Genomic DNA, 24,083 nt, shown 5'->3' on the forward strand with positions numbered 1-24,083 from the left:
CCATCGGTTAGCACCTCTAGAGATGTGTCTTCGACCTCGATGTCGATGCGGAGTCGTGACTGACCGCTACGTTTCACGTGGAGATGCGGCGTTTCTACGCCCGCTCGTCCGCGTCGTAGCGCCCGCGGAGTCGCTCGCCGTCGTCCTCGACCGGCGAAATCTCGAAGCCGAGCGCCTCGTAGAACGGTCGGACGCCCGGGTCGAACTCGGCGGTCAGCGGCGCGCGGCGCTCGGCCGCGGCCCGGACCAGCGCCGACCCGATTCCCCGTTCCCGGCGCGCACGCCGGACCGCCACGGCGTCGATGCGTGAACTCCCGTCTTCGCCACCGACGAGTACGAGCGCACCCAGAATCGGACTGTCGCCGCCTTCCGCGTCTCGCGGCTTCGCCGCTCGATTCTCCGAGTCGCGCCGCTCCCCGTCCGCCACCAGCACGTCCCCGGCGTCGATTCGGTCGCGGAGGTCCTCGCGCACGTCGAGCATCGCGGCGTCGAGGACGCGCCGGACGCCGAGGCGGTCGTCGGCCGTGGCACAGGTGATTCGGACCATATATGCAGTTGGTCTACGAAGCGGCCTTTCGTCGGAGTCTCGTGAACGTGTACGCTACTATCGCAGTCGTCAGGGTCGTGAACGCGACCGACGTCATGTTCTGGAGGCCAACGAGTTCGGAGTCGAACCAACTGAAAATGGCGACGACTAGGGTGATGCCGATGATGAGTCCGGCCTCGGTCGAATTGACCTTCCACTCCATCTTCGATAGTACCGTTAGTGTCCTGAATAACGTTTACATGTTGGATAGCACACGGCGGCCGTGACAGCACCGCAGAAGACACCACAACCTACGGTCAACGACGAAGCGACGACTGACGCCGCGCACAGCGAGCCGCACGACGTTCCTGTGGCCGCGGAGAGTGTACCGCAGAATACCTTGCAGGCGTCGACGCAGTAGAATCCGCCACATTGGATGTGGTTCTGGATTCCGACCCTGTCCGACGACCCGTACGAGAGTATGCCCCGAAACTGACTCTCAGAGACCGTGAGTGAGAGCCCCTCATCGCTATCGACAGTACCCTCTACGTTGACGTACAGCGGTTCGCCGTCCTCTCGTGTTATTGGAACCCGAAGCCATGCTCGACTTGCGTCTTTCTCCGGCATTTGAACGAGCATGGGGTTCGGAGCCTGCTTGTCGGACTTGGCCAGAACGCGCTTCAGTGCCCGAACAACTTCCACTCGGTCAGCCGGACCGTCGCCGATCGACTCTGCCCCTCCGTTTGACAGCACTTCGACAATCATCCTCCGTCCTGTCTGCTCTACCTTTGGGGTGTGGCCAACGTCTACTACGCTCCCGTGTTCTCCGTCGATCTTCCGTACTCCGTCACCGACCTTCTTCTCTCCTATTGCCTTAGCGACTGTCCCCTCGAAGTCGGCCGATTCGTAGTACTTGACGGTGAACTCTTTTTCCTCGTTCTCTAGTACGACGACCTTGCCCTGACTAGTCCCATCGTCGTCGCTGATAGTGTACTTGCCAGCGGTTCTCACTGACGGTGCGCTCCCGAACTGGTCAACGACGAACTGGACCTGCTCTGATTCCCGCGCGGCCTCAACTAGAGCTTTCCGCTCTGAACTACTCACTTCCTCTATATCGACACCTATCTCGCCCGACGCAGTCAGTTCGTTTGCACTAGCTACGCCCGGCGCAATTGCGGTCGCACCGGCGGCAATACCCATCTTCTGGAGTACTCCTCACCGGTTTATTTCATGGTTTATATCAACCACGTAACGAAAAAACACAATCTCATTCCTTATAGTTTTCTGACGTTTAGTGGGGGATACTGAGGGAGTGAGCGACGTTTCAGGCGAAATGCGGTGACACTACCGTAACATCCGGTCGGTCATCGCCAGCACGTCGTCCACCGACGGCCGGTCGCTCGGCTTCTCGCCGCGATGGACGGCGTAGAGACGCAGTTCGCCGCCGCGGGCGTCGAGTATCGCCACCTCCGGCAGTCGACCGAGCAGGTCGTGGAGTGCGCCGAGTTTGCCGAACCGGGTCGGTTGCCCGTACGCTTCGGCGGCGCGCTTGTCCTCGTCGGCCGCGAGCGGAAACGGGAGATGGTACTTCTGCTGCCACTTCTCGGCCTTCTCCTTCGACTCGGGCAGGACCGAGACGACCGCGACGTCGCGGTCGCGGAACTCGTCGTAGCGGTCGGCGAACGCCTGCACTTGCTGGCGGCAGTTCCGACAGCGGTAGTCGCGCTGGAACAGCAGGACGACTGCGACGTTGTCGTCGGGCGGCGTCCGACTGCTCTGCGGGCGTCGAACCACGGTCCCGGGGTCGGCCGCGAGGTCCGAGAGGACGAGGGGGTCGGGACCCGCCCCGGCGTTGGGTAACTCGAAGTCGAGTTGTGAGACGCCGAGGTCCCTGCGCTCTCGGTCGAACTCGGTAACGGGTCCGGCCTCGGCCTCTACGGCGGGTCCGTTCTCGCTCCGGCCCTCCGGCGTCCCCGCACCGGCGTCTCCGTCGCGGCCGCTCCCGCCCTTGATGAGTCGCAGGACTTTCACGTGGTCGGTCTCGACCGGTTGGTCCTCCGGCACCGGGCGACCGTCCACCATCACCGACACCTCGTGGGGGCTGAGGTCCACCTCGGCCAGTAGGTCGGCGTAGGTCGCGTCCTCGACTTCGAAGTCGTGGCTCCCCTCGCCGACGACTTCGACGGTCACGTTCATGCACTGAGTTTCCGCGGCGCGAGTGGTAAGCGTGTCGGGAACGACGAGACGACTACGCGCCACTGTACGAGGCGCTTACACGCCACCGTGGTAGTTACACGCGGCAGTGAAGCCATGAGCCCGGCAGTGAAGCCATGAGCCCGGCAGTGAAGCCATGAAGCCCGGCAGTGAAGCCATGAAGCCCGGCAGTGAAGCTAGCTACTGCTTGAGCCGAGGAGTCGCCGCGACCGCACCGCTACAGCACCGCTCCGCAACCCCGACCGCCTCACTCCTCCCCAACCTCGGCGGCCGCGTCTGCGGCCGCCGTCCCTCGCGCGACTCGACGCGGCGCACGAGAGCGCCGCGCCAGCGCGCGCCGATTCAGTCTTCGGTCTGTGGTCGTCGTTCAGTCAATGGTCGTCGCCGGGTGCGAACCGCCGGACGGTCGCCGTCCGTCCGAACCTCGGGGAGTTTAAGACCGGCTAGCACTTGGTGTGTCACATGAGCGAGGTCGAGAGCGAGGCCGACGAGGTGGCCGAGAGCGAACCCGACGAGGCCGAGGTGGCGGAGGCCGGGCGCGACGAGATATGGATCGAGAAGTACCGGCCCGGGACGCTGGACGAGGTGGCGGGCCACGACGACATCACCGCGCGCCTGAAGCGCTACGTCGAGCGCGACGACCTGCCGAATCTGCTGTTCTCCGGACCGGCGGGCGTCGGGAAGACGACCAGCGCCGTCGCCATCGCCAAGCAGCTCTACGGCGACGACTGGGAGCAGAACTTCCTCGAACTCAATGCCTCCGACCAGCGTGGCATCGACGTGGTCCGGGACCGCATCAAGAACTTCGCGCGGTCGTCGTTCGGGGGGCACAGCTATCGCATCATCTTCCTCGACGAGGCCGACTCCCTCACGTCGGACGCCCAGTCGGCGCTCCGCCGGACGATGGAGCAGTTCTCCAGCAACACCCGATTCATCCTGTCGTGTAACTACTCCTCGAAGATTATCGACCCCATCCAGTCGCGGTGCGCGACCTTCCGATTCGGTCCCATCGGCGACGAGGCCATCGCCGAACAGACGCGCAAAATCGCGGCCGAGGAGGGAATCGAGACGACCGAGGACGGCGTGGACGCGCTCGTCTACGCCGCCGACGGCGACATGCGCAAAGCCATCAACGCGCTGCAGGCCGCGGCCGTGATGGGCGAAGTCGTGGACGAGGAGGCGGTGTTCACCATCACCAGCACCGCCCGCCCGGAGGAGATAGAGCAGATGGTCACCCACGCCATCGAGGGCGACTTCACCAAGGCGCGCAAGGTGCTGGACGACCTGCTCACGAACAAGGGGATGGCGGGCGGCGACATCATCGACCAACTCCATCGGTCGGTCTGGGAGTTCGACTTGGACGACGAGGCCATCGTGCGCCTGATGGACCGCGTCGGCGAGGTCGATTACCGCATCACGGAGGGCGCGAACGAGAGCGTCCAACTGGAGGCGCTGTTGGCGTCGCTGTCGCTCGAAGATGAATAGCTCCAAATTCGCCGGTAGCCGCCCGGTTCGCGGCGGGTTAGCGCGATGCTACCCCGAGCGAAATCGCTCGTTTCGTCGGCAGTGGCGCTCGGGAAAACGGATTTCACTGCGAAAACGTCGCGTTATTCCCGAAAACGGTCCCGAACGGCCACCTCTCTTATGTCCCGCACCGTCGTAGCCCCGACCGAGTACATCATGGGACGCTATCCACGTCAGGTACGGGACGCACAGGTCAAGTGCATCGACTGTAACGCGCCCGTCGTCGAGACGATAGAGGGCAACTACGCCTGCGTGAACTGCGGGTCCGAACCGCTCAGCGCGCGGTCGGAGGCGGCCCCGTCCGCCCCGGAGGACGCGGCGTCTCTCGCGGACGACTGACGACTCGCTTCTCGCGGACGACTGACGACTCGCTTCTCGCGGACGACTGACGACTCGCTTCTCGCGGACGACCGGACGATTCGTCCCTCGCAGACGACCGGACGACACTCGCTGGTGTCGCCACGAACCAGACTTTTGTCACTGGTCGGCGAACCGTAGCGTATGCGCTATCGCCCTCTCGAACGGACGACCGACGACGCCCGACGCCCGCGACCATGACCGCGAACGCCCCCATCCGAACCGAGTCCCTGACGAAGCGCTACGGCGACGAACTCGCGGTTCGGGACCTCTCGCTCACGGTCGAGCGCGGCGAGGTGTTCGGTTTCCTCGGTCCGAACGGCGCGGGCAAGACCACGACGATGCGGATGCTGACGACGCTGACCCGGCCCAGTTCGGGCGAGGCGTGGGTCGCCGGTGCGCCGATAACCGACCGCGACGCGGTGGTGGACGAACTCGGCTATCTGCCGGAGGAGCCGCCGATTCACGACGAACTCACCGGACGCGAGCAGTTGGAGTACGTCGCCGGACTCCGCGACTCGCCCGGGACAGAGACCGACGAGCGCATCCGCGAGTTGCTCGCGCGCTTCGACCTCGCCGACGACGCCGACGACCGCATCTCGACCTACTCGAAGGGGATGAAACAGAAGACCGCGCTGATTCAGGCGCTCCTCCACGACCCCGCGGTGCTGTTTCTGGACGAACCCACGTCGGGACTCGACCCGCGGGCGGCCCGGACGGTCCGGAACCTGATAACCGAACTCCGCGAGGAGGGGATGACCGTCTTCCTCTCGACGCACATCCTGCCCGTCGTGGAGGAACTCGCCGACAGAGTCGGAGTCCTCCACGACGGCCGACTCGTGGCCGAGGGGTCGCCCGAGTCGCTGACCCACCGGGCCGAGTCCGGCGAGGAGTCCACCCTCGAAGAGGTGTTCCTCGAAGTGACGAGCGAGCGCCCCGGCGAGGCGGCCGGGGCGGACGCGGAGCGGTCGGAGTTCGTCCGATGAAGCGCCCGAACCTCTCGCACGCGACGCGAATCAGCCGCGTCGAACTCCGGCGGAGCGTCCGGGCGATGCGGTCCAGCACGACGCGGACCGCCGCGTTCGGGTTCGCACTCCTGTTCTGGGTCGCCCTGCCGACGGTCGGCGGCGGCTTCGCGGCGTATCGACTCGGGCGAGCGCTCCCCGGAGTCCCCGCCGCCCTCCCGATACTCGACCTCGTTCGCGGCGGGGCGGCGGTCGGGTGGGTCGGTCTCGCGGCGCTCGCCGCCGCCCGGTCCGCGGGCAAGAAGGGGGAACTCGAATCGCCGGAGGGACTCCTGACGACGGTGCCCGCACGGGACGCCGCACTCGGTCTCCTACTCGCGGAGTACGCCCGCATGGCGCTGGTCGCCGCGATACCGGTCGTGACCGTCGCCGCGGCGCTCGCGGTGGGTGCTGGCGTCGTCGCGCCGCTCCTCGCCGTTCCGGCCACCGCCGCAGTCCTGCTCGGCGTCGCGGTGTCCATCGGCTTTCCAGTCGGTCTCGGCGTCAAGTGGGTCACGCTCAGGTCGCCGTGGCTGGCCCGCCACAAGACCGCGCTGCTGGTCGCGCTGTTCGGTCTCTACTTCCTCGCGGTCACGTCGGAGGCGTTCGGTGCGGTACTCACGGCTCTCCAGCGCGCGCTCCGGGACACGCCGCTGGCGTGGTTCGGCGACGCCGCCCTGCTCGGACTCCCGGGTATCGAGGCGGTTCCGGCCCGCGCGCTCGCTGCGGCGGCGCTGGGTGCGGTACTGCTTCCGACGTTCGCGGCGGTCGGCGTCCGGTCGGCGACGACGCTGTGGTACACCGACCGCGCCCAAGATAGGAGTCTCGACCGCACGCAGGACGAGAGGGACGAGGCGACGGCGCGGGAGCGCGGGGCCGACCGCACGACACCCGCGGGCCGACCGCGGGAGACGAGCGCGGGTCTCGGCGAGCGAGTCCTCTCGGGGTCCGGCGTCCTCGCGCGACCCACGCGGACCGTGACGCTGGCGGTGTGGCGACGGACCGAGCGCTCGCCGATTCGACTGCTCTACGTCACCTATCCCCTGTTCTTCCTCTACGCGCCGCTCCGGACCGCGTTCGAGAGCGGCGTACCGACCTCTCTGCCGATACTGGTCGCGCTCTACGGGACGTGGGCGGTCGGCGCGACGGCGCTCAACCCCCTCGGCGACGAGGGGTCGGTCCTGCCCGCGACGCTCCTGTCGGGCGTCGACGGCCGCCAGTTCGTCGCCGGGCACGTCCTGTCGGCGACGCTGGTCGGGGTACCGCTGGTGGCGCTGGCGACCGGCGTGACGGGCGCGCTGAGTCCGCTCGACCCCGCGAAGTGGCTCGCGCTGACCGGCGCGAGCGTCGTTCTCGTCGTCGCCGGAACCGTCCTCGCAGTCGGCGTCGGCACCCTCTTCCCGCGGTTCGGCACGGTCGAGGTGTTCCGGAGCCGTGAGGTCACGATGCCGAGCAAGGGGGCGTTCGCGGCCTACTCGCTGGCGCTGTTGGGCGGCGCGGTCGGCGCGGTGGTCGCGCTCGTCGGCCCGATAGCCGAGTTCGTGGGTGCGCTCGTCGGCGTTCCGCGGGGCGTCGTCCGCGGGGTCGGCGCGGCGCTGGCGGTGCTGGTCGGGGCGGTCGGCCCGGTGGTCGCGTACCGGTGGACGACGCGGGAGTTCGAGACCTACGTCCTCGACTGAGTACGCACGTTGCGGAACTGTTTTACCCGTTCGTTGGCGAAATACGAACAATAATGAGCGAACTCGAAGAGGAGTACCGCCTCGATTATTTCGAGGAAGAGGGCTTCGTCAGGAAGGAGTGTACCGAGTGCGGTGACTTCTTCTGGACGCGCGACGAGGGCCGCGAGACCTGCGGCGAACCGCCGTGCGAGACGTACCAGTTCATCGACGACCCCGGGTTCCCCGAGTCCTACACGCTCGAAGAGATGCGAGAGGCGTTCCTCTCGTTCTTCGAGGAGAACGACCACGAGCGAATCGACCCGTATCCGGTGGCCGCGAACCGCTGGCGCGACGACGTGCTGCTCACGCAGGCGTCCATCTACGACTTCCAACCGCTGGTCACGTCGGGCCAGACCCCGCCGCCCGCCAACCCCCTGACCATCAGCCAGCCCTGCATCCGGATGCAGGACATCGACAACGTGGGCAAGACCGGTCGCCACACGATGGCGTTCGAGATGATGGCCCACCACGCGTTCAACGCCCGCGAGGACCTCGAAGACCCCGACCAGTACGCCTATCAGGGCGAGGTCTACTGGAAGGACGAGACGGTGCAGTACTGCGATGAGTTCTTCGAGTCGATGGGGGCCGATTTGGAGGAAATCACGTACATCGAGGACCCGTGGGTTGGAGGGGGCAACGCCGGACCCGCCATCGAGGTCATCTACAAGGGCGCGGAACTCGCCACGCTGGTCTTCATGTCGATGGAGCAGGACCCCGACGGCGAGTACGAGATGAAGGACGGCAACCGGTACTCCAAGATGGACACCTACATCGTGGACACCGGCTACGGTCTCGAACGCTGGACGTGGATGTCTCAGGGGACGCCGACCGTCTACGAGGCGATCTACCCCGAGATGATATCGTTCCTGAAGGAGAACGCGGGAATCGACCACACCGACGAGCAGGAGGAACTCGTCCACCGGGCCTCGAAACTCGCGGGTCACATGGACATCGACGAGGCCGAGGACATGGAGGCCGCCCGCGACAACATCGCCGACCAGTTGGACGTGTCCACGTCGGACCTCGAAGCCCTGCTCGAACCCCTCGAAGACATCTACGCCATCGCTGACCACTGCCGGACGCTGGCGTACATGCTCGGCGACGGCATCGTCCCGAGCAACGTCGGCACGGGCTACCTCACGCGGATGGTCCTCCGGCGCACGAAACGCCTCTGTGACAACGTGGGCGTGGACGCGCCGCTGGACGAACTCGTGGACATGCAGGCCGAGCGACTGGAGTACGAGAACCGCGACACCGTCCGGGACATCGTCCGGACGGAGGTCGAGAAGTACCGCGAGACGCTCGAACAGGGCGGTCGCCGTGTCGAGCGCCTCGCCGAAGAGCACGCCGAGAAGGGTGAACCGATTCCGACCGACGAACTGGTCGAACTCTACGACTCCCACGGCATCCAACCGGACATGGTCGAGGAGATTGCCGCGGAGTTCGGGACGACGGTCGACGTGCCCGACGACTTCTACAGCGTCGTCGCCTCTCGCCACGACTCCGGACAGGCATTCGAGGAGGACGTAGAAGAGGACGACCGCCTCGCCGACCTGCCGAAGACCGAGCGCCAGTTCTACGAGGACCAGTACGGCACCGACTTCGAGGCCGTGGTCCTCGACGTGTTCGAGCGCGAGGGCGAGACCGGCGAGACCGTCTACGACGTGGTCCTCGACCAGACGATGTTCTACCCCGAAGGCGGCGGTCAGCCGTCCGACCGCGGGACCCTGACCACCGACGAGAAGAGCGTGCAGGTCGAAGACGTGCAGATTCGCGACGGCGTCGTCCTCCACCGGACCGACGACGAGGTCGGCAAGGGCGACATCGTCCGCGGGAAGATAGACCGCGACCGTCGGCGTCGCCTGATGCGCCACCACACCGCGACCCACATCGTCATCCACGCCGCCCGCGAGGTGCTGGGCGAACACGTCCGGCAGGCGGGTGCCCAGAAGGGTATCGACAGTTCCCGCATCGACATCCGCCACTACGAGCGCATCGACCCCGAGACCCGAGCGGAGATAGAGATGGTCGCCAACCAACTCGTGATGGACAACACGTCCGTCCAGCAGGAGTGGCCCAACCGCCACGAGGCCGAGGAGGAGTACGGCTTCGACCTGTATCAGGGCGGCATCCCGCCGGGACAGAACATCCGCCTCATCCACGTCGCCGAGGACGTGCAGGCCTGCGGTGGCACCCACGTCCGGCGGACCGGCGACGTCGGCACCATCAAAATCCTGAACACCGAACGCGTGCAGGACGGCGTCGAGCGCCTCACCTTCGCCGCGGGCGAGGCCGCCATCGAGGCGACCCAGCGCACCGAGTCCGCGCTCGCGGAGGCCGCCGAGATTCTGGACGTGGCCCCCGAGGAGGTGCCCGAGACCGCCGAGCGCTTCTTCGAGGAGTGGAAGGGCCGCGGCAAGCAGATAGAGGACCTGAAGGAACAGCTCGCCGAGGCCCGCGCCTCCGGCGGCGGAGGCGGCGAGGAGGTCGAAGTCGGTGACGCGACCGCGGTCGTCCAGCGCCTCGACGCCGACATGGACGAACTCCGGGCGACCGCCAACGCCCTCGCGGAGGAGGGCAAGATAGCGGTCATCGGGAGCGGTGCGGACGGCGCGACGTTCGTGGTCGCGGTGCCGGACGGCGTCGGCGTCAACGCCGGTGAGGTCGTCGGCGAACTCGCCCAGAAGGTCGGCGGCGGCGGGGGCGGCCCGCCGGACTTCGCGCAGGGCGGCGGTCCCGACGCCGAGAAACTCGACGACGCGCTGGACGACGCTCCCGAGGTCCTGAAGCAGGTCGCAAACGTCTGAACTCTCGCCGATTTCTTCTCCACGCGGCGCTCCCCGACATCGGTCGCACGAGCGACACTACACGACTGGACACTCGCGGTCGAAGCGGCACCGTACAGGCCTACTCGTCCCGTCCCAGCGCCAACCGCTTCGCCCGCGCCCAGAGCGACTCCGAGCGACGCCGACGCTCCAGTCGCCGAGCGAGGTCGGCGTTGTTCTCCTTGAGACGCGCTCGCTCGTTCCTGAGGCGCTCGTTTTCGGTTCTCAACCGCTCGTTCTCGGCGTCCAGTCGCTCTACCTCGGCGTTCGACCGGTCGAACGCCTCGGCGACGCCCTGACGCTCGCCATCGCGTCTCGTCGCGGTCGATTCCGCCGGTTCGTCGGACCGGCCGGAGTCCCCGCTTCGCTCGAAGTCCCCGCTTCGCCCGGAGGTCGCCGTCTGTTCCGAGTCTCCACTCCACCGGCCGGGAACGGTCTCGGAACGCCGAGAGGGACCGTTTTCGGTCTCGGGGACCTCGAAGTTCTCCGGCACCTCGAAATTCTCGGGCGTTCCCAGCGCGTTCTCGTCGCGGGTCCGGCCCGCCAGCACGGCGTTCAACACCCCGCCGACCAGCAGGACGAGTCCGCTGAAGTAGAGCCAGATGAGCAACAGGAGCGCGCTCCCGAGGGTGCCGTAAATCGCCTCGTAGCGCCCGGCGTAGGCGACGTAGCCCTGAAATGCGGCCTCCAGCACTGCCCATCCGACGGCGGCGACGACGGTGCCGGGGAGTACCTCTATGGGCCGAACGTCCACGTCGGGGAAGACGTAGTAGACCGGGAAGAACGCGACCGTCAGTCCGGCGACGACTAACAGCGGGTTCACGACGGAGGGGTACGGCAGGGCCGGGGCCAGCGCGAAGACGACCCCGGCCGCGACGACGAGGGTGATGGCGACGGTCAGCGCCACCACGACGACGAGGGCGTCTCTGGCCTGCGCGACGATACCCTTCTTCTCCTCGATGCCGTAAATCTCCGAGAACGCGACGTCCAGCGCGCGGAATATCCGCGAGGTCCCCCACAGGAGCGTGACCGCACCGAGTATCGAGACGCCGGTCCGCGCGTCGGTCGCGCCGAGCGAGTCCACCAACAACTGTCGAGCGTACGGCGTGAGTACCGACTCGGTCGCCGAGTAGAGGTACGCGGTCAGCGCGGCGTTGTCGATGGCCGAGAGGACGAACAGGGCGAACAGCAACAGCGGCAGCGTCGAGATGAACGCGTAGTACGCGATACTCCCGGCCATGAACGTGATGTTCTCGTTGTGGACCTCGCGTAACGTCGCACGCACCACGCTCCCCATCCGGTGGTGAACCCCCATCGCACCGTGGTACGGCCGTGAGACTCAAAACGCCTCTGCCCGTCGCGGACCCGATACGTCGGTGGTTCCTCCCCGTCCGCGGCGGCGAAACGCGACCGGGCGGTTCGCCCGAATCTTCTTACATCGAGTCGTCGTGGAAGACTCGGGGGAGAGTCCATGACGACGCAACCGACACGACAGACCGAGCAGTCACAGCGCGGCCGAACGACCGGACAGAGCGCGGCGCGAGGGTCCCAGACGGGACGCCGACCGCGGACGTTCCGGACCGCCGTGGGTCTCCCGGACGAGACCCGGCGGGCCGTCGTCGGGATGCTCAACCAGAGTCTCGCCGACACCACGGACCTGATGACCCAGAGCAAGTTCGCCCACTGGAACGTGAAGGGGATGAACTTCTACCAGTTGCACCTGCTGTTCGACGAGATCGCCGAGACCTTCGAGGACCACGCCGACGTCGTCGCCGAACGAGCGACCGCACTGGGCGGGGAGGCCACCGGCACCGCGCGGACCGCCGCCGCGAACAGTCGGATCCCGGAGATTCCGCCGGACGTGACTACCGGGGCGGAGTACGTCGCGGCGCTGGTCGAACGCGTCGGCATCCACGCCAACAACCTCCGGCGTGAGATCGAACTCGCGGTCGAGCACGGCGACGAGGACACCGCCGACATGTACACCGAACTCTCTCGCGAGGTGGACGAGCAACTCTACTTCCTCGAAGCCCACCTCCAGAGCGTCACCCCCGAGGCGATTCCGGACAGTCCGGGGGCGTCGCCGCAGGGCGGCGGTTCGCAGGGCGGCAGTCCGTCGCAGTACCGCCAGCCACCGGAGCGTTCACCGCAGTCCCAACAGGGCGGAGCGCAGTCGCGCCAGACCGGCACCCAGACGCGGGGTCACCCCGGAACCGGCGGGTCCAGCCAGCGAGGACGGGGGTACGGTCGCCGGTAGCGGTATAGGGACACGGTCGCCGGTAGCGGTACGGACGGCTCAGGTCTCGACGCCGAGGACTCGCTCGGCCGCCGCACCGACTTCGGGAATTTTCTCCTCGGGCGCGTAGACTCCCAGTCGCCACTGGGCGCGTCCCGCCGCGCGCAGGCCCTCGACCAGCGGCGACTCGTCGGCGAGTCGTCGGACCTCGCCGTCCACGACCACGCGGGTCGAGGACTCCGGCATGCCGGGTTCGCCGGGGGTATCGACCAGCACGTCCTCGGGCGACACGTCGGTCTCGCCCGCGGCGTCCGCGGTCTCCGCTATCTCTCGCTCGAAGGCCCGGACCTCGTCGCGGTCGGCCGCGACGACGGCCTCGGGAACCGCGTCGAGTTTGGCCCAGACCGCCCGCTTGTAGAGGTCCCGCTGTTCGAGGCGGCGGGCGGCGTCGGCGGTGGCCGGGCAGTCCCGGAGCGCCCCGAGCAGGCGGTCGTCGGTCATCCGCGCGAACGCCTCCGGGCGGAGGTCGGTCGAATCGAGCAGGCGCTCGCTCGCGCGTTCGAGCATCGCGCCCGCGATGCGCGAGACGTGGTGGCGATACACCGTCGCGTTCATCAGCGCGCGGGCGACCAGCGTCCCCTCGGCGGTCTGGACGTTGCCCGCCGAGAGGACGAGGTCGTCGTCGCGGAACTGGAGGGCCGCCAGCAGGCGCGAGTGGTCGATGGTGCCGTAGGGGACGCCGGTGTGATGGGCGTCCCGGACGAGGTAGTCCATCCGGTCCACGTCGAGTTCCCCGGCGACGAGTTGGCCGAGTCTGCCCTCGCCCGCCACGAGGTCGGCGACCTCGCCGGGGTCCAGACCGTGGGACTCCAGCACCGCGCCCAGTTCGCCCGACGCGAGCAGGTCGCCCACCTCGTCGTGGTGGCGGCCGAGTCGGCGCTCGATGACGCCCTCGGTCTGGTGGCCGTAGGGTCCGTGGCCCACGTCGTGGAGCAGGGCGGCGGCCCGGACCGCCTTCGCCCGGTCGCCCTCGACCCCGAGCAGCGAGCAGGCCTCCCGGGCGAGGTAGTAGACGCCGAGGCTGTGTTCGAATCGCGTGTGGTTCGCGGAGGGGTAGACGAGGCGGACCGTGCTGAGTTGCTTGATGTGGCGGAGGCGCTGGAGTTCGGGGGTGTCCAGCAGGTCGGCCGCGAGGTCGCAGACGGGGATGTGGTCGTGGACGCTGTCCTTGATGGCCTTCATCGGGTCCGGTTTGACAGAGCGGTGGCAAAAAGCGTCCGTCTCGTCGCCTTCGCACGTCGGCGGTCTCCCTCGGACGGGCGCTCGCACGACGGACTGCAAAAAGTATCTGCGGTCGAGGTGGTCAGTCGTCGCCGCGATTCAGCAGGTACCCTGCGACTCCGGCGAGTCCGCCGAGCGTGGTGAGCACTCCAAACCCGGGTACGCGGGCCCGTTGTGCTACCTCGCTCGCACCGATATCGTTCGCTGCCGTCGTCTGATTCCGCTCGGTGGTCCCCGGACTCAAGGTAGTCCTCCTGGTGGTTCGCGTCCTCGCTCCTCCGAGCGGTCGAACCGGTCCGCGCAACAGTCCGTCGGGATACTGTTCGGTCTGTACCTCGACGTACACGTTGCCACTGCGTATCGCTTGGATCAGCGGGACGAGAGGCCGACCCTCGAACGGTCCCTCGAGGTCGTGAGCCGTGAGTACGGCGTCTACGAGCGTTCCTTCGACGTGATCGACGGGGTTTGTCGTCTGGAACAGCCGAGCCACGATTGGATCGTCTCGTCCGGGCCGGTTCAGACGGAGGTACGCCGCGGTCACGTCGTTGACGTTCTGCACGTACAGCGCGTACATGAGCTTCGCTCGGACACCGTTGGGCGGATGTAGCGTGAAGTAGGTCGTTCCCTTGGCGTCCGATTGTATCCCCTGTGCTGGCGCTAAACGGGCGATAAACTTCTGGGGCCCTTCCCCGAGCGCCCCTTCCGGTGGTTGGGGAATTTGCTCGGTAGTCGTTCCGGGTCCCGCCGTGGTCGTCTGATTCTGGGTCGGGGTTGCGGTCGTCTGGTTCGAGGCGAGCTGGTTCTGCGTCGTCCCCTGGGCCCGGGTCGTCTGATTCTGCGCCGTCCGGGTCGTCTGTCCCCCACCGCCGAACTGGACCGGTCCCTGCATCGACGACGGATGGACCTGACAGAGATACTCCGCCATACTCTCCTCGGCCGTGAACGTCACCGTCTGGGAACCTTGACTGATGATCTCGGTTCGCACCATCACGTCTCCGTTCTGACTGAGCACGGCGAAGTTGTGCGGGGCACCGTCGACGTTTTCCCACGTCACCTCGTACTTCTTCCCCGCTTCTAATCTCAACGTCGGGTTGACCGCGTCCGCGATCGACTCCGGTCTGCGCCCTCGCCAACCGCTCGTGACACCACCGAGGGCGTACGACGTTGCGACCTGTTGGCGGCCGCGCGCGATGCCTCCGAGTCCGAAGACCGCCCCGGTCGTCGCCGTCGTCGAGAGGAACCGCCGCCGGGACGACCCTTCCGTCGAGTTCTCTGCCATGAATTAGCCCTCCATCGAGTAGACCGCGATGACGTTCTGCTCGGTTCCACCGCCGCCTTGGATGTAGACGTACTGTTTCCCGGTCGTCGGGTCGACCCACGTGACGGGATTTCCGTCGAGGCGGGGGATGATCTGTTCGGTCCACAGCCGGTCGCCCGTCTCGGAATCGTACGCGACGAGGTTCCCCGACGGCGTGCCGGCGAAGGTGAGGCCGGTCGTCGTCGAGAGGAGCCCGCCCCAGGGCGCTTCGTCCATCCAGTCCTGCCACTTTATCTTCCCGGTCACCGGGTCCAGCGCCGTGATGTTCCCCGGCGGTTTCTCCCACTCGGGAATCGAACCCTGCTGGCTGTCGCTGGCCGTGATGAACGTCTCGCCCTTGTACTGCTCGCCCATCTCGTAGTCGATGTACGACCACGCCATCTTCATCGGCTGATTGTTCGCCTTCAGGAACAACGTCCGGCGCTGGGGGTCGAACGACGAGGGCTGGGGGTCGGTCCCGCCGAGGAGGTGCGGAGCCGTCCACTCGGCATCCTCCATGTTCTGTGGCGGAATCGTCCAGGTGTTGATGTGTTCGACGTACTCCTCGCTTCGCTCGACGAGGTCGCCCGTTTCGAGGTCCACGGTGTACACCCATCCGGTCTTGCCGGGCCACGAGGCGAGCTTCCGCGTCTCGCCGTCCATCTCCGCCTCGTAGATGACCGCGGGGCTCGGCGAGTCGTAGTCCCACCAGTCGTGGGGCGACTCCTGATAGTTCCACTTCACGTCGCCGCTGTGGAAGTCGACCGCCACCTTCCCGGCGCTGTAGGGGTTCCACCCGGGTCGGACGGTGCCGAACCACGGGCCCGGATTTCCGGTCGGCAGCACCGTCGTCCCGGACTCGGGGTCGATAGCGGGAGCCTGCCAGACGGTCGAACCACCGTGCTTCCACGCGTCGCCGACCCACTGGTCCGGCGGCGTCATCCCCGTGTGCCACGCTTGCTCGCCGTCGGTCATGACGCCATCGGCCCACCCGTGGACGCCCCATTCGCCGCCACTGCTCCCCATGACGAACATGTCCTCGAAGGGGACGATGGGGTAGTTCGACGCCTGACTGCGGTTGCGCTTCCACGTCTGTAGCTCGTCGTGCATCGCCAACTGACGGGAGCCTTCGGCCGTTTCGCCCCGGTACTCGTAGGCTCCGTTGTAGTACCACTTTTCGGTCCCGTCGTAGCGGTTCAGCGCGAGTACGCCGTGGTCGAGCGTCGCCTTGTACACTGTGTCGCCCAGAACACCCACGCCGCGGTTAGCGGGGGGTTCCGATTCGCTCACGATTCCCTTGGGGTGGTACTGGTGGAACCAGAGAACCTCGCCGGTGCGGGCGTTGATCGCCCGCGTCTGTTCGGTGCCGTTCGTCTGATAGATGATCGGGGGGTCGCCGGGGACGACGAGCACCGAGCCCTGGAACCATGCGGCCTGCCTCGCGTTCTGGACGGTCTCGTGTTTCCACTCGAGCGAGAGATTCGAGACGTTCTCCGGCGTGATGATGTCGGCAGTGCTGAAGTGGTGGCGTTCGTAGTTGTTGCCGTACAGTAGCCACCCCTCCGGGTCGTCGCCGCTGTCGAGGAGTTGTTGCTGGGTCACCTCGCGCTTCGGAATGTCGTCGACGTTCTCGTACTGTTCGATTTCTGCAGTGCCTGGCTTGGGAATATGTCCGTCCTGCATGGTCAGTCGCCTCCGGTTCGCGGCGCTCGCATGTCGTCGCTGATGCGGACGAGGTCGTACTGCAGGTCGGTCTGGCTGGCTATCAGCATCGCGGTACTCCCGGACACGAGCGCGGTCAGTTCCTCGTCGGAAATCTCCCCGCGACCGAGTCGGTCCGCGGCCGCGCTCAGGAGGTAGAACCCGCCGAGCATCGCGCGGACGTCGGCGATGCCGTCGTCGAGCATCTCGTCGGTTATCAGCACCTCGTTCTTGCGGAGGTGCTTGTCTAACCCGTCTATCCAGAGGAGAGCGCCGCTCGCCGCCCGTTTCTGGAGCGGCGAGACGTAGTCGGGATTCACCTCTTCGACCGGCGCTTCCTCTAGAACCCACGTCGGTTCCCAGAGCGCGAGTCGGTCGGCCTGACTGACCACGTTCGCGACCAGTGCCGTCCGTTCGCGCTCGTCGAACCCGACTTCCGAGAGGGTCCCCGCGAGCGACGCCGTGTGGACGAGCTGTTTCGTCATGCGCTCGATGTGTTCGGACGTGAACCGCGGGAGGTTGGCTTCGGCGCTCGCGTAGAAGCCGACCTCGGTCAGGTGGTCGTCGATTCGCCACGCCGGAGTCGTCAGTTCCGCGTACAGTTCCTCGCCGCGGTCCGGAACGCCTGCGGCGCGTACCGCCGACAGGCCCGCTATCGCGTCGGCGACGCCCGTCATCTCCGTCGCCAGTAGTTCGGCGTCGAGCGCGCCCGAGAGGTCGTTTCGGATGGCCTCCCCGCGACGAGCGAACTCGCCCGCCGACTCGACGGCGACGAGGTCCTGCAGGTCGCCTAGTGTCACGTCGTCGACGGCCGAACCGCCGGTCGCGGCGGCACTCGCCACGCCGAGTACCTTGAGGAACTCCCGACGCTCCTCGTCCGATATCTGTGAGTAGTGATGTTCTTCTGGCATTCTTGCTCCTCATTCACCGGATAGCCGAGTGCGGTGAACCGCGACGACGTACGTTAACTACACACATACCTACCGACAATCGTTCAACGCGAAACGCGAGGTTCGATGGAGAGCGCCGTCTCCGGAACGGTCCGGGAGAGTTCGAAGACGCCGTTTCGCAATCGAGTGCGCGAGTATTGCTCGTCACCGCTCGCGACGGTCGCGCGAACTCGGTCAAGTTTCGAGTAAGCGATGCCGCGAGAGTCGCCGAGACGAGCGCCGACACGGCGGCGAAACGTCAGGGTTCGAACCACACTCGCAGTCCGGTCCGCCGGGCTGACAGTGGCGTCGCACGAGACCCAGAGCAGGTTTCGCAGTCGAGGCGGTACCGGCCTCACGAGTCGGACCTGACCGATGACTCCGACAGAAATACTTTTCAACTGACAAGTGGAACTACGGATAACTACGTGTCGTCGCACGACTCCACGAAGTCCGAACTCGCCGGAGGCCTGCTACTGCTGGGCGTAGTCGCGGCGTTCGCGCTCGCCTCGCTGACCGGCCTGCACGCGCCGTCAGAGCGGGAGTTCTGGCTCGTCGTCACGTGGGCGCTCTTCGGCAGCTTCCACGCGCTGAAGGCCGGGTCGGCGCGGTTCCGGCGACTCTGGTTCGACCCGCGCGTCCGGAGCGTCCTCGCGCTCGTCGCGTTCGCGGTCGCGGGGTACCTCTCCGAGACCGGCGGCCGAGCGTTGGCGGTCTTTCCGGCAATCTTTGGCGTTCTGTTCGCCGTGGGCGCGGCCGTAGAGTCCCACAAGCGCGGGTCGCTTCCGGCCAACCCCTTCTTCCGCCTGCTCGTGGGTGCGGCCGGTCTCGGCTTCGTCGCGCTCGCGTGGCACCTCGCCCGGAACTACCCCTACGTCGGCGTCACCGTCATGGCGGCGACCAGCGCGGTGACGGGACTCGCGCTCCTCGCGTGGACCGTTCTGGTGACGAAGCGCGACTGAGGCCGGAACGAACCACTGAAACGCCCCCGACGTGAAGTCCCGGCTATGCCTTACGCGGACAACGACGGCGTCTCTATCCACTACGAGGTCGGCGGCGACGGCGCGGTCGAGAGCGACGCGCCGGTCGTCCTGCTGGCCGACGCGGGCTACGGTCCGTGGCAGTGGGGCTGGCAGTTCTCGGCGCTCGCCGGTCCCTTCGAGGTGGTGGTCCCCAGCACACGCGGGACCGGCGACTCGGACGCGCCCGACCCGGACGCCACCGACTCCTACGGCATCGACGCGATGGCCGCCGACCTCGAAGCCGTCCTCGCCGACCACGGGGCGCGCAAGGCCCACCTCGTCGGCGCGGGAATGGGCGGGATGGTCGCGCTCCGGTACGCGCTCGACTTCTCGCGCGCCCGGTCGCTGGCGCTCCTCGGCACCTCGCCGGGCGGTCCACGCGCGACCCCCCTCGCCGACGGCCTGCGCGAGCGACTGCTCGCCAGTCCCGACGACGCGGCGGCCCTCCGGAAGTCGCTCGAACCGGTCGCTGGCGCGGAACTGCTGGAGACCGACGACCTCGTGGAGCGAATCGTCGCGTGGCGGCGCGACGAGGACGCCCCGGAGGCGGTCCAGCGCGCACATTTCGACGCGATGGCCGACTTCGACGCCAGCGACAGCCTCTACGAGATTACGATTCCCGCGCTCGTGGCACACGGGAGCGATGACCGGGTGATTCCGGCCGCGGACGGCCGACTGCTGGCCGACGGTCTCCCGAAGGGCGAGTTCGAGGCGTTCCCCGGCGAGCGACTCTTCTACGTCGAACGCTCGAAGGCGGTCAACGACTCGCTTGTCGGCTTTCTGACCGACCGAATCGAGCGCGAGTGAACGAACGCGAAACGCGTCTGTGGCTGTGGGTAATAGTGGGCAAGAGTTATTCGTCGGCGAGTCGTCCCGATAGATACGATGAAAGTAGACACCGACGACCTCCGAACCAACGAGACGGACGACAGGGGCCGGATCTATCTCGGGACCGAATACGCGAACAAGCGCGTGACCGTCGCCGTGGTGGAAGTCGAGTCCGACGGACCTGACGAGGAGGAACTGGCCGCCGCGTACCGCGATGCCTCCGAGAGTGCAGAAACGCTCGCAGAGGAGTGGGCGGACGCGTCGGACGAGGCGTGGGACGACGGAGAGAAATGACCGACGATACCGTGGTCCGTCGCGGCGACGTCGTCGTCGTTCGACTGGACCCCGCCGAAGGAAGCGAGATGGAAAAGACACGGCCCGCAGTCGTCGTCCAGAACGACGTCGGAAACCGAAACGCCAACACGACGATAGTCGCTCCAGCGACGGGTACTCACCACGGCTATCCATTCGAAGTGCCAGTCGAAGCAGACGGCTCGCCGTTCGAGAAGGACTCGTCGGTTCGACTCGACCAAGTTCGCGTCGTCTCCATCGAAACGCGAATCCACTCCGTCGTCGGACGCCTCGGCGAGCAGACGATGGCCGAGGTAGACGAGGCTCTAAAGCTCAGCCTCGGACTCGGAAACGTCTAGCGCCACCTGATTTTGCTCCGTGCAGTCTCTTCGAGGACTCACAGCCAGAGCCACTGAATCCGCAACAACGCCTACGGTCGGTGACGCCGAACCACCGGTATGACGCTCTCGCTCGAACGCCGGGCCGCGCTCTGGGGGGACCGAACTGCGCTGGTGGACGAGAACACCGACCGGCGGGTCAGTTACGCCGACCTCGAATCCGAGGCCGACGCGATGGCGCGGCGGCTCTCGGCGCTCGGGGTCGAATCCGGCGACCCGGTCGCCGTCCTCTCGCGCAACCGCGTCGAGACGCTGGCGCTCCTGTTCGCGACCCGGCGACTCGGCGCGGTGTTCGCGCCGGTCTCGCACCGACTCACGCCCGCGACCGTCGAGCGGCCGCTGGCGGTCGCGGACCCGGCGGTGGTCGTCCACGAGTCGGCACAGCGCGACCTGGTCCGGGAACTGCCCGACGACCTGACGTACACCTTCGAGGAGTTCGGCCGCCGTGACGGCGAGGCGTACGAGCGCGCGGACCCGGACCCGGAGGACTCCCTGCTCTACCTGCACACGAAAGCGGAGGCCGACCGACCCATGGTCGGGGAAGACCCGGAGCGCGAGCGACGGGACGAGTCGCTGAGCGAGGGACCGACGACGGCCCCGCGCGTGGTGGACCTCCCCGCCCGAGCGGTCGAGTGGAACTGTATCACCGCGGCCGCGGCGTGGGGTCTCGGCCGGGGCGACCGCGCGCCCGCCCTGCTTCCGCTCTCGGACGCCGAGGGGCTCCTCCGACTCACCCTGCCGCTGCTCTACGTCGGCGGTCGGGTCGCCCTGCTCCGGGCGTTCGACCCCGAGGACGCCCTCGACGCGGTGGCCGAGGAGGACGCGACCGCGCTGTTCGCGGGGGCGACCGAGTACCGCGAACTGGTCGAGAGCGAGTCGTTCGCGGGGACCGACTTCGGGAGCGTCGAGTTGGTCGCTAGCGGGTCGGCGCTCCCCGCGGACGTCCGCGGCGCGCTGGCCCGGCACGCGCCCGTGGTCCGGACCTACGGCCGAGTCGAGACCGGGCCGAACAACCTCTTCGTCCCTCCCGAGGGTAGCGTGAGGGAGGGTTCCGAAAGCGGAGCATCAGACAGTGACGCGTCCGACGACGCCGACCCCGACCGCGTGGGCCGACCGTTCCCCGACTGCGAGGCCCGTCTCGTCGGCGAGGACGGGACCCCGGTCGCGGACGGCGAGGTCGGCGAACTCCAGTTCCGCGGGCCGGTGACGGCGCGGGGGTATCTCTCCGGCGGCGGAACGGCGGCGGACGGCGACGGCGGCGAGACGTTCCCCGAGTGGGTGCCGACGCGCGACTTGGCCACCCGCGAGGGCGGCGACTACTACCTGCTCGGGCGCGCCAGCGAGACCCTCGACGCCGCGTCGGCCCGCGTCCACCCCCGGGCGGCCGAGCGCGCGCTCGAAGCGCGCGAGGGAGTGGACGCCGCGGGAGTGGTCCCCGACGCGGAGGGCGTGCTGGCGGCCTTCGTCGGCGACGCCGACCCCGGCGAACTCCGGTCGGTCCTCGACGACGCGCTGCCGGAGGCCGTCGCCGTCCGGGAACTCGACCGACTGGAGTCGCTCCCCCGGCGCTCGACGGGCGAACTCGACCGCGCGGCGCTCCGGCGCGACCTCTCCGGTGAAGAGCGCATCGACGAGGAGTGAGTACCGTCCGATGCCAGCGTACAGCCCCGGCTTCCGCTCGCGCGAGTCCGAGTGCGACCGACTCGACGTACCCGTCGAGGGCGAGATTCCGGCGTGGCTCTCGGGGACGCTCGTGCGCAACGGCCCGGGCAGGTTCGAGGTCGGCGGCGAGCGCGTCGCCCACTGGTTCGACGGACTGGCGATGCTCCGGGCGTTCCGCTTCGGGGACGGCGAGGTGACGTACTCGAACCGATTCCTGCGGACCGAGACCTTCCGGACGGCCGTCGAGGAGGGCGAGCTATCGAGCCAGTTCGCCACCTCGGGGAGCTACCTCCGGCGGCTCAAGTCGTTCCTGACCGACCCGACGGACAACGCCAACGTCCACGTCGCGCGCCTCGGCGGCGAGTACGTCGCGCTGACCGAGACGCCCCGGCGCGTGCGGTTCGACCCGGCCGACCTCTCGACGCGGGGCGACCTGCGCTACCGGGACGACCTGACCCTCCACCACGTCACCGCCCACCTCCAGTACGACCGAGACAGGGGCGAGACGGTCGGCTACGGGACCGAGTTCGGCCGTCGGAATCGGTATCACGTCTACCGGGTGCCCGACGACCGCCCCGAGCGCGTCCCCGTGGCGTCGGTCGAGGTGGACAGACCGGCGTACATCCACAGCTTCGCGCTCACGCCGACGTACGCCGTCCTCGTCGAACCGCCGTACGTCGTGAACCCGCTCCGGTTCCTCCTGCCCGGCGGCGGCGGGTTCATCGACAGCTACCGGTGGCGACCCGAGCGCGGCACCCGGTTTCGGATCTTCGACCGCTCGTCGGGCGAACTGGTCGCCGACCGGTCCACGGCGGCCTTCTTCTTCTTCCACACCGCCAACGGGTTCGAGACCGACGACGAGGTGGTCGTGGACCTCGCGGCGTACGACGACGCGACCATCGTGGACAATCTCTTCATGAGCGCGATGGACGGGGACGCCGAGAGCGGGTCGGCGGGAGGCGGGGAGGGGAGTCCGGAACTCGACGCCGCAGACGGGACGCTCGCGCGGTTCCGCGTGCCCCTCGACGCTGGTGGCGGTGGCGGTGACGTCGAACGCGAATCGCTGTATCGCGGGATGGAACTGCCCCGCGTCGCCCCGGCCGCACGCGGGAGCGCGTACCGCTACGCCTACGGGCAGGCGACCCGGCGCGAGGGCGGAAACGGACTGGCGAAGGTGAACGTCGAGACTGGCGAGGCGCTGGAGTGGTGGGAAGCGAGCGTCTACGCGGGCGAACCGATATTCGTGCCGCGTCCGGACGGGGACGCCGAGGACCGCGGCGTGGTGCTGTCGCTCGCGCTCGACGCCGACGCCGAACGGTCGTTCCTCCTCGTCCTCGACGCCGAGACGTTCGAGGAGCGAGCGCGCGCGCCGCTCCCGCACGTCGTGCCGTTCGGCTTCCACGGGGAGTTCTTCCCGGACGTTACCGACTGACCCGTGTCGTGGCGACTGGGCGTCCCGGATACCGGCAGAACTCCCCACAGCGCAACGCCTTTTGGACCCCGAGTGTTTTGTGACTGGTAATGAGTCGATTGCGAATCGCGTTCGTCAACGCCGCCCACGACGGCACCGACACCCGGCGCAACTTCCGCCGGGAGTTGGACGCCGACCTCGTGGAGTTCGACGCGACGGGCGGCGAACTCCCGGAGACCCTCGACTTCGACGGCGTCGTGGTCTCGGGGTCCCGTTCGTCGGTCTACTGGGACGAAGAGTGGATAGAACCAACGAAAGCGTGGGTCAGAGACGCCATCGACGCCGGAATCCCGTGCCTCGGCGTCTGCTGGGGCCATCAACTGCTCGCGGACGTGCTGGGCGGCGAGGTCAGCGACATGGGCGAGTACGAAATCGGCTACCGAGAGGTCGAACACACCGGCGACTCGCGGCTGTTCGACGGCATCGACCGGCGGTTCACCGTCTTCACGACCCACTCGGACGCGGTGGCCGAACTCCCGCCCGGCGCGGAGGAAATCGCGGCCAACGACTACTCCAACCACGGCTTCCGGAAGGACCGCGTGTTCGGCGTTCAGTTCCACCCCGAGTACGACGCCGAGACGGCCGAGTCGGTCACGAAGGGCAAGGACCTGTCGGAGGAACGCATGGCCGAGGTGCTGGCGGGCATCACCGAGGAGAACTACCGGGCGGCCTGCGAGGTCAAACTGGTCTTCGAGAACTTCTGCGAGTTCGTCCGAGAGGTGCGCGACGCGGACCCCTCGGGCGAGAGCGAAACTGCCTCGGCGTAGCGACACGCGCGTCGGCGGTGCTCCCTCTCTGG

22 protein-coding genes and 1 pseudogene are annotated in these 24,083 nt (G+C 67.6%); 13 read left to right on the forward strand and 10 right to left on the reverse strand.

All coding sequences use genetic code 11. From position 1 onward, the window contains the following. Positions 1–94 precede the first annotated feature (94 nt). The 5 genes and pseudogenes from NGM06_RS16840 to samp2 all read right to left on the reverse strand — a co-directional run. Positions 95–547, reverse strand: coding sequence for a GNAT family N-acetyltransferase (locus NGM06_RS16840; protein ID WP_254268072.1), 453 nt, complete (start codon positions 545–547; stop codon positions 95–97). Between the two features lie 13 nt (positions 548–560). Continuing rightward, on the reverse strand, positions 561–749 hold the full coding sequence (locus NGM06_RS16845; RefSeq protein WP_254268073.1) for a hypothetical protein: 189 nt from the start codon (positions 747–749) through the stop codon (positions 561–563). A 14-nt stretch (positions 750–763) separates the two neighbouring features. Beyond that, positions 764–1,726 carry a hypothetical protein gene (locus tag NGM06_RS16850; RefSeq protein ID WP_254268074.1) on the reverse strand — a complete coding sequence of 321 codons (963 nt, stop codon included), beginning with the start codon at positions 1,724–1,726 and terminating at the stop codon, positions 764–766. 144 nt (positions 1,727–1,870) lie between these two features. Continuing rightward, entirely contained in the window at positions 1,871–2,548 is a 678-nt protein-coding gene (locus tag NGM06_RS16855) for a peroxiredoxin family protein (protein WP_254270044.1), read from the reverse strand. Beyond that, a pseudogene (gene samp2, locus NGM06_RS16860) lies at positions 2,528–2,722 on the reverse strand (ubiquitin-like small modifier protein SAMP2); the annotation flags it as partial. The pseudogene samp2 and the gene NGM06_RS16855, both read right to left, overlap by 21 nt. A gap of 480 nt (positions 2,723–3,202) precedes the next feature. Between samp2 and NGM06_RS16865 the strand changes: the two are divergent. The 5 genes from NGM06_RS16865 to alaS all read left to right on the forward strand — a co-directional run bounded on the left by NGM06_RS16865 (position 3,203) and on the right by alaS (position 10,150). Further along, positions 3,203–4,225, forward strand: a complete 1,023-nt coding sequence (locus NGM06_RS16865) for a replication factor C small subunit (protein WP_254268075.1) — start codon at positions 3,203–3,205, stop codon at positions 4,223–4,225. 195 nt (positions 4,226–4,420) lie between these two features. Then, positions 4,421–4,603: a hypothetical protein gene (locus NGM06_RS16870; RefSeq protein ID WP_254268076.1), complete on the forward strand. Its 183-nt coding sequence runs from the start codon at positions 4,421–4,423 to the stop codon at positions 4,601–4,603. A 215-nt stretch (positions 4,604–4,818) separates the two neighbouring features. Continuing rightward, positions 4,819–5,607 (forward strand): ABC transporter ATP-binding protein, encoded by a 789-nt coding sequence (locus tag NGM06_RS16875; RefSeq protein WP_254268077.1) that lies wholly within the window; start codon positions 4,819–4,821, stop codon positions 5,605–5,607. After that, positions 5,604–7,304 (forward strand): hypothetical protein, encoded by a 1,701-nt coding sequence (locus NGM06_RS16880; RefSeq protein WP_254268078.1) that lies wholly within the window; start codon positions 5,604–5,606, stop codon positions 7,302–7,304. Before NGM06_RS16875 ends, NGM06_RS16880 begins: the two co-directional genes overlap by 4 nt. 53 nt (positions 7,305–7,357) lie before the next feature. Continuing rightward, positions 7,358–10,150 (forward strand): alanine--tRNA ligase, encoded by a 2,793-nt coding sequence (alaS, locus tag NGM06_RS16885; protein ID WP_254268079.1) that lies wholly within the window; start codon positions 7,358–7,360, stop codon positions 10,148–10,150. Positions 10,151–10,250: 100 nt separating this feature from the next. On the opposite strand, the gene NGM06_RS16890 is transcribed toward alaS, so the two are convergent. Then, positions 10,251–11,483, reverse strand: a complete 1,233-nt coding sequence (locus NGM06_RS16890; protein WP_254268080.1) for a YhjD/YihY/BrkB family envelope integrity protein — start codon at positions 11,481–11,483, stop codon at positions 10,251–10,253. 156 nt (positions 11,484–11,639) lie between these two features. Here NGM06_RS16890 and dps point away from each other — a divergent pair, with 156 nt between their 5' ends. After that, complete coding sequence (gene dps, locus NGM06_RS16895; RefSeq protein ID WP_254268081.1) at positions 11,640–12,425, forward strand: DNA starvation/stationary phase protection protein Dps; 786 nt, start codon at positions 11,640–11,642, stop codon at positions 12,423–12,425. 39 nt (positions 12,426–12,464) lie between these two features. Here dps and NGM06_RS16900 read toward each other — a convergent pair whose 3' ends face one another. The 4 genes from NGM06_RS16900 to NGM06_RS16915 all read right to left on the reverse strand — a co-directional run bounded on the left by NGM06_RS16900 (position 12,465) and on the right by NGM06_RS16915 (position 17,594). Beyond that, positions 12,465–13,646: an HD domain-containing protein gene (locus NGM06_RS16900; protein WP_254268082.1), complete on the reverse strand. Its 1,182-nt coding sequence runs from the start codon at positions 13,644–13,646 to the stop codon at positions 12,465–12,467. Between the two features lie 121 nt (positions 13,647–13,767). Beyond that, positions 13,768–14,964 carry a CHRD domain-containing protein gene (locus NGM06_RS16905; protein WP_254268083.1) on the reverse strand — a complete coding sequence of 399 codons (1,197 nt, stop codon included), beginning with the start codon at positions 14,962–14,964 and terminating at the stop codon, positions 13,768–13,770. Positions 14,965–14,967: 3 nt separating this feature from the next. Next, positions 14,968–16,665 carry an outer membrane protein assembly factor BamB family protein gene (locus tag NGM06_RS16910; protein WP_254268084.1) on the reverse strand — a complete coding sequence of 566 codons (1,698 nt, stop codon included), beginning with the start codon at positions 16,663–16,665 and terminating at the stop codon, positions 14,968–14,970. Between the two features lie 2 nt (positions 16,666–16,667). Further along, on the reverse strand, positions 16,668–17,594 hold the full coding sequence (locus tag NGM06_RS16915; protein WP_254268085.1) for a hypothetical protein: 927 nt from the start codon (positions 17,592–17,594) through the stop codon (positions 16,668–16,670). Between the two features lie 446 nt (positions 17,595–18,040). Between NGM06_RS16915 and NGM06_RS16920 the strand changes: the two genes are divergently transcribed. The 7 genes from NGM06_RS16920 to NGM06_RS16950 all read left to right on the forward strand — a co-directional run bounded on the left by NGM06_RS16920 (position 18,041) and on the right by NGM06_RS16950 (position 24,051). After that, positions 18,041–18,574, forward strand: a complete 534-nt coding sequence (locus NGM06_RS16920; RefSeq protein WP_254268086.1) for a hypothetical protein — start codon at positions 18,041–18,043, stop codon at positions 18,572–18,574. Between the two features lie 45 nt (positions 18,575–18,619). Next, positions 18,620–19,441, forward strand: coding sequence for an alpha/beta fold hydrolase (locus NGM06_RS16925; protein ID WP_254268087.1), 822 nt, complete (start codon positions 18,620–18,622; stop codon positions 19,439–19,441). 78 nt (positions 19,442–19,519) lie between these two features. Beyond that, complete coding sequence (locus tag NGM06_RS16930) at positions 19,520–19,756, forward strand: hypothetical protein (protein WP_254268088.1); 237 nt, start codon at positions 19,520–19,522, stop codon at positions 19,754–19,756. After that, on the forward strand, positions 19,753–20,112 hold the full coding sequence (locus NGM06_RS16935; RefSeq protein ID WP_254268089.1) for a type II toxin-antitoxin system PemK/MazF family toxin: 360 nt from the start codon (positions 19,753–19,755) through the stop codon (positions 20,110–20,112). The genes NGM06_RS16930 and NGM06_RS16935 overlap by 4 nt, the downstream gene beginning before the upstream one ends. A gap of 99 nt (positions 20,113–20,211) precedes the next feature. Next, positions 20,212–21,792, forward strand: coding sequence for a class I adenylate-forming enzyme family protein (locus NGM06_RS16940; RefSeq protein ID WP_254268090.1), 1,581 nt, complete (start codon positions 20,212–20,214; stop codon positions 21,790–21,792). Between the two features lie 10 nt (positions 21,793–21,802). Beyond that, entirely contained in the window at positions 21,803–23,245 is a 1,443-nt protein-coding gene (locus tag NGM06_RS16945) for a carotenoid oxygenase family protein (protein ID WP_254268091.1), read from the forward strand. Between the two features lie 89 nt (positions 23,246–23,334). Next, on the forward strand, positions 23,335–24,051 hold the full coding sequence (locus NGM06_RS16950; RefSeq protein ID WP_254268092.1) for a type 1 glutamine amidotransferase: 717 nt from the start codon (positions 23,335–23,337) through the stop codon (positions 24,049–24,051). Positions 24,052–24,083: the final 32 nt, after the last annotated feature.

It is taken from the genome of Halorussus aquaticus (assembly GCF_024218795.1).
In the GTDB taxonomy this organism is placed as follows: domain Archaea; phylum Halobacteriota; class Halobacteria; order Halobacteriales; family Haladaptataceae; genus Halorussus; species Halorussus aquaticus.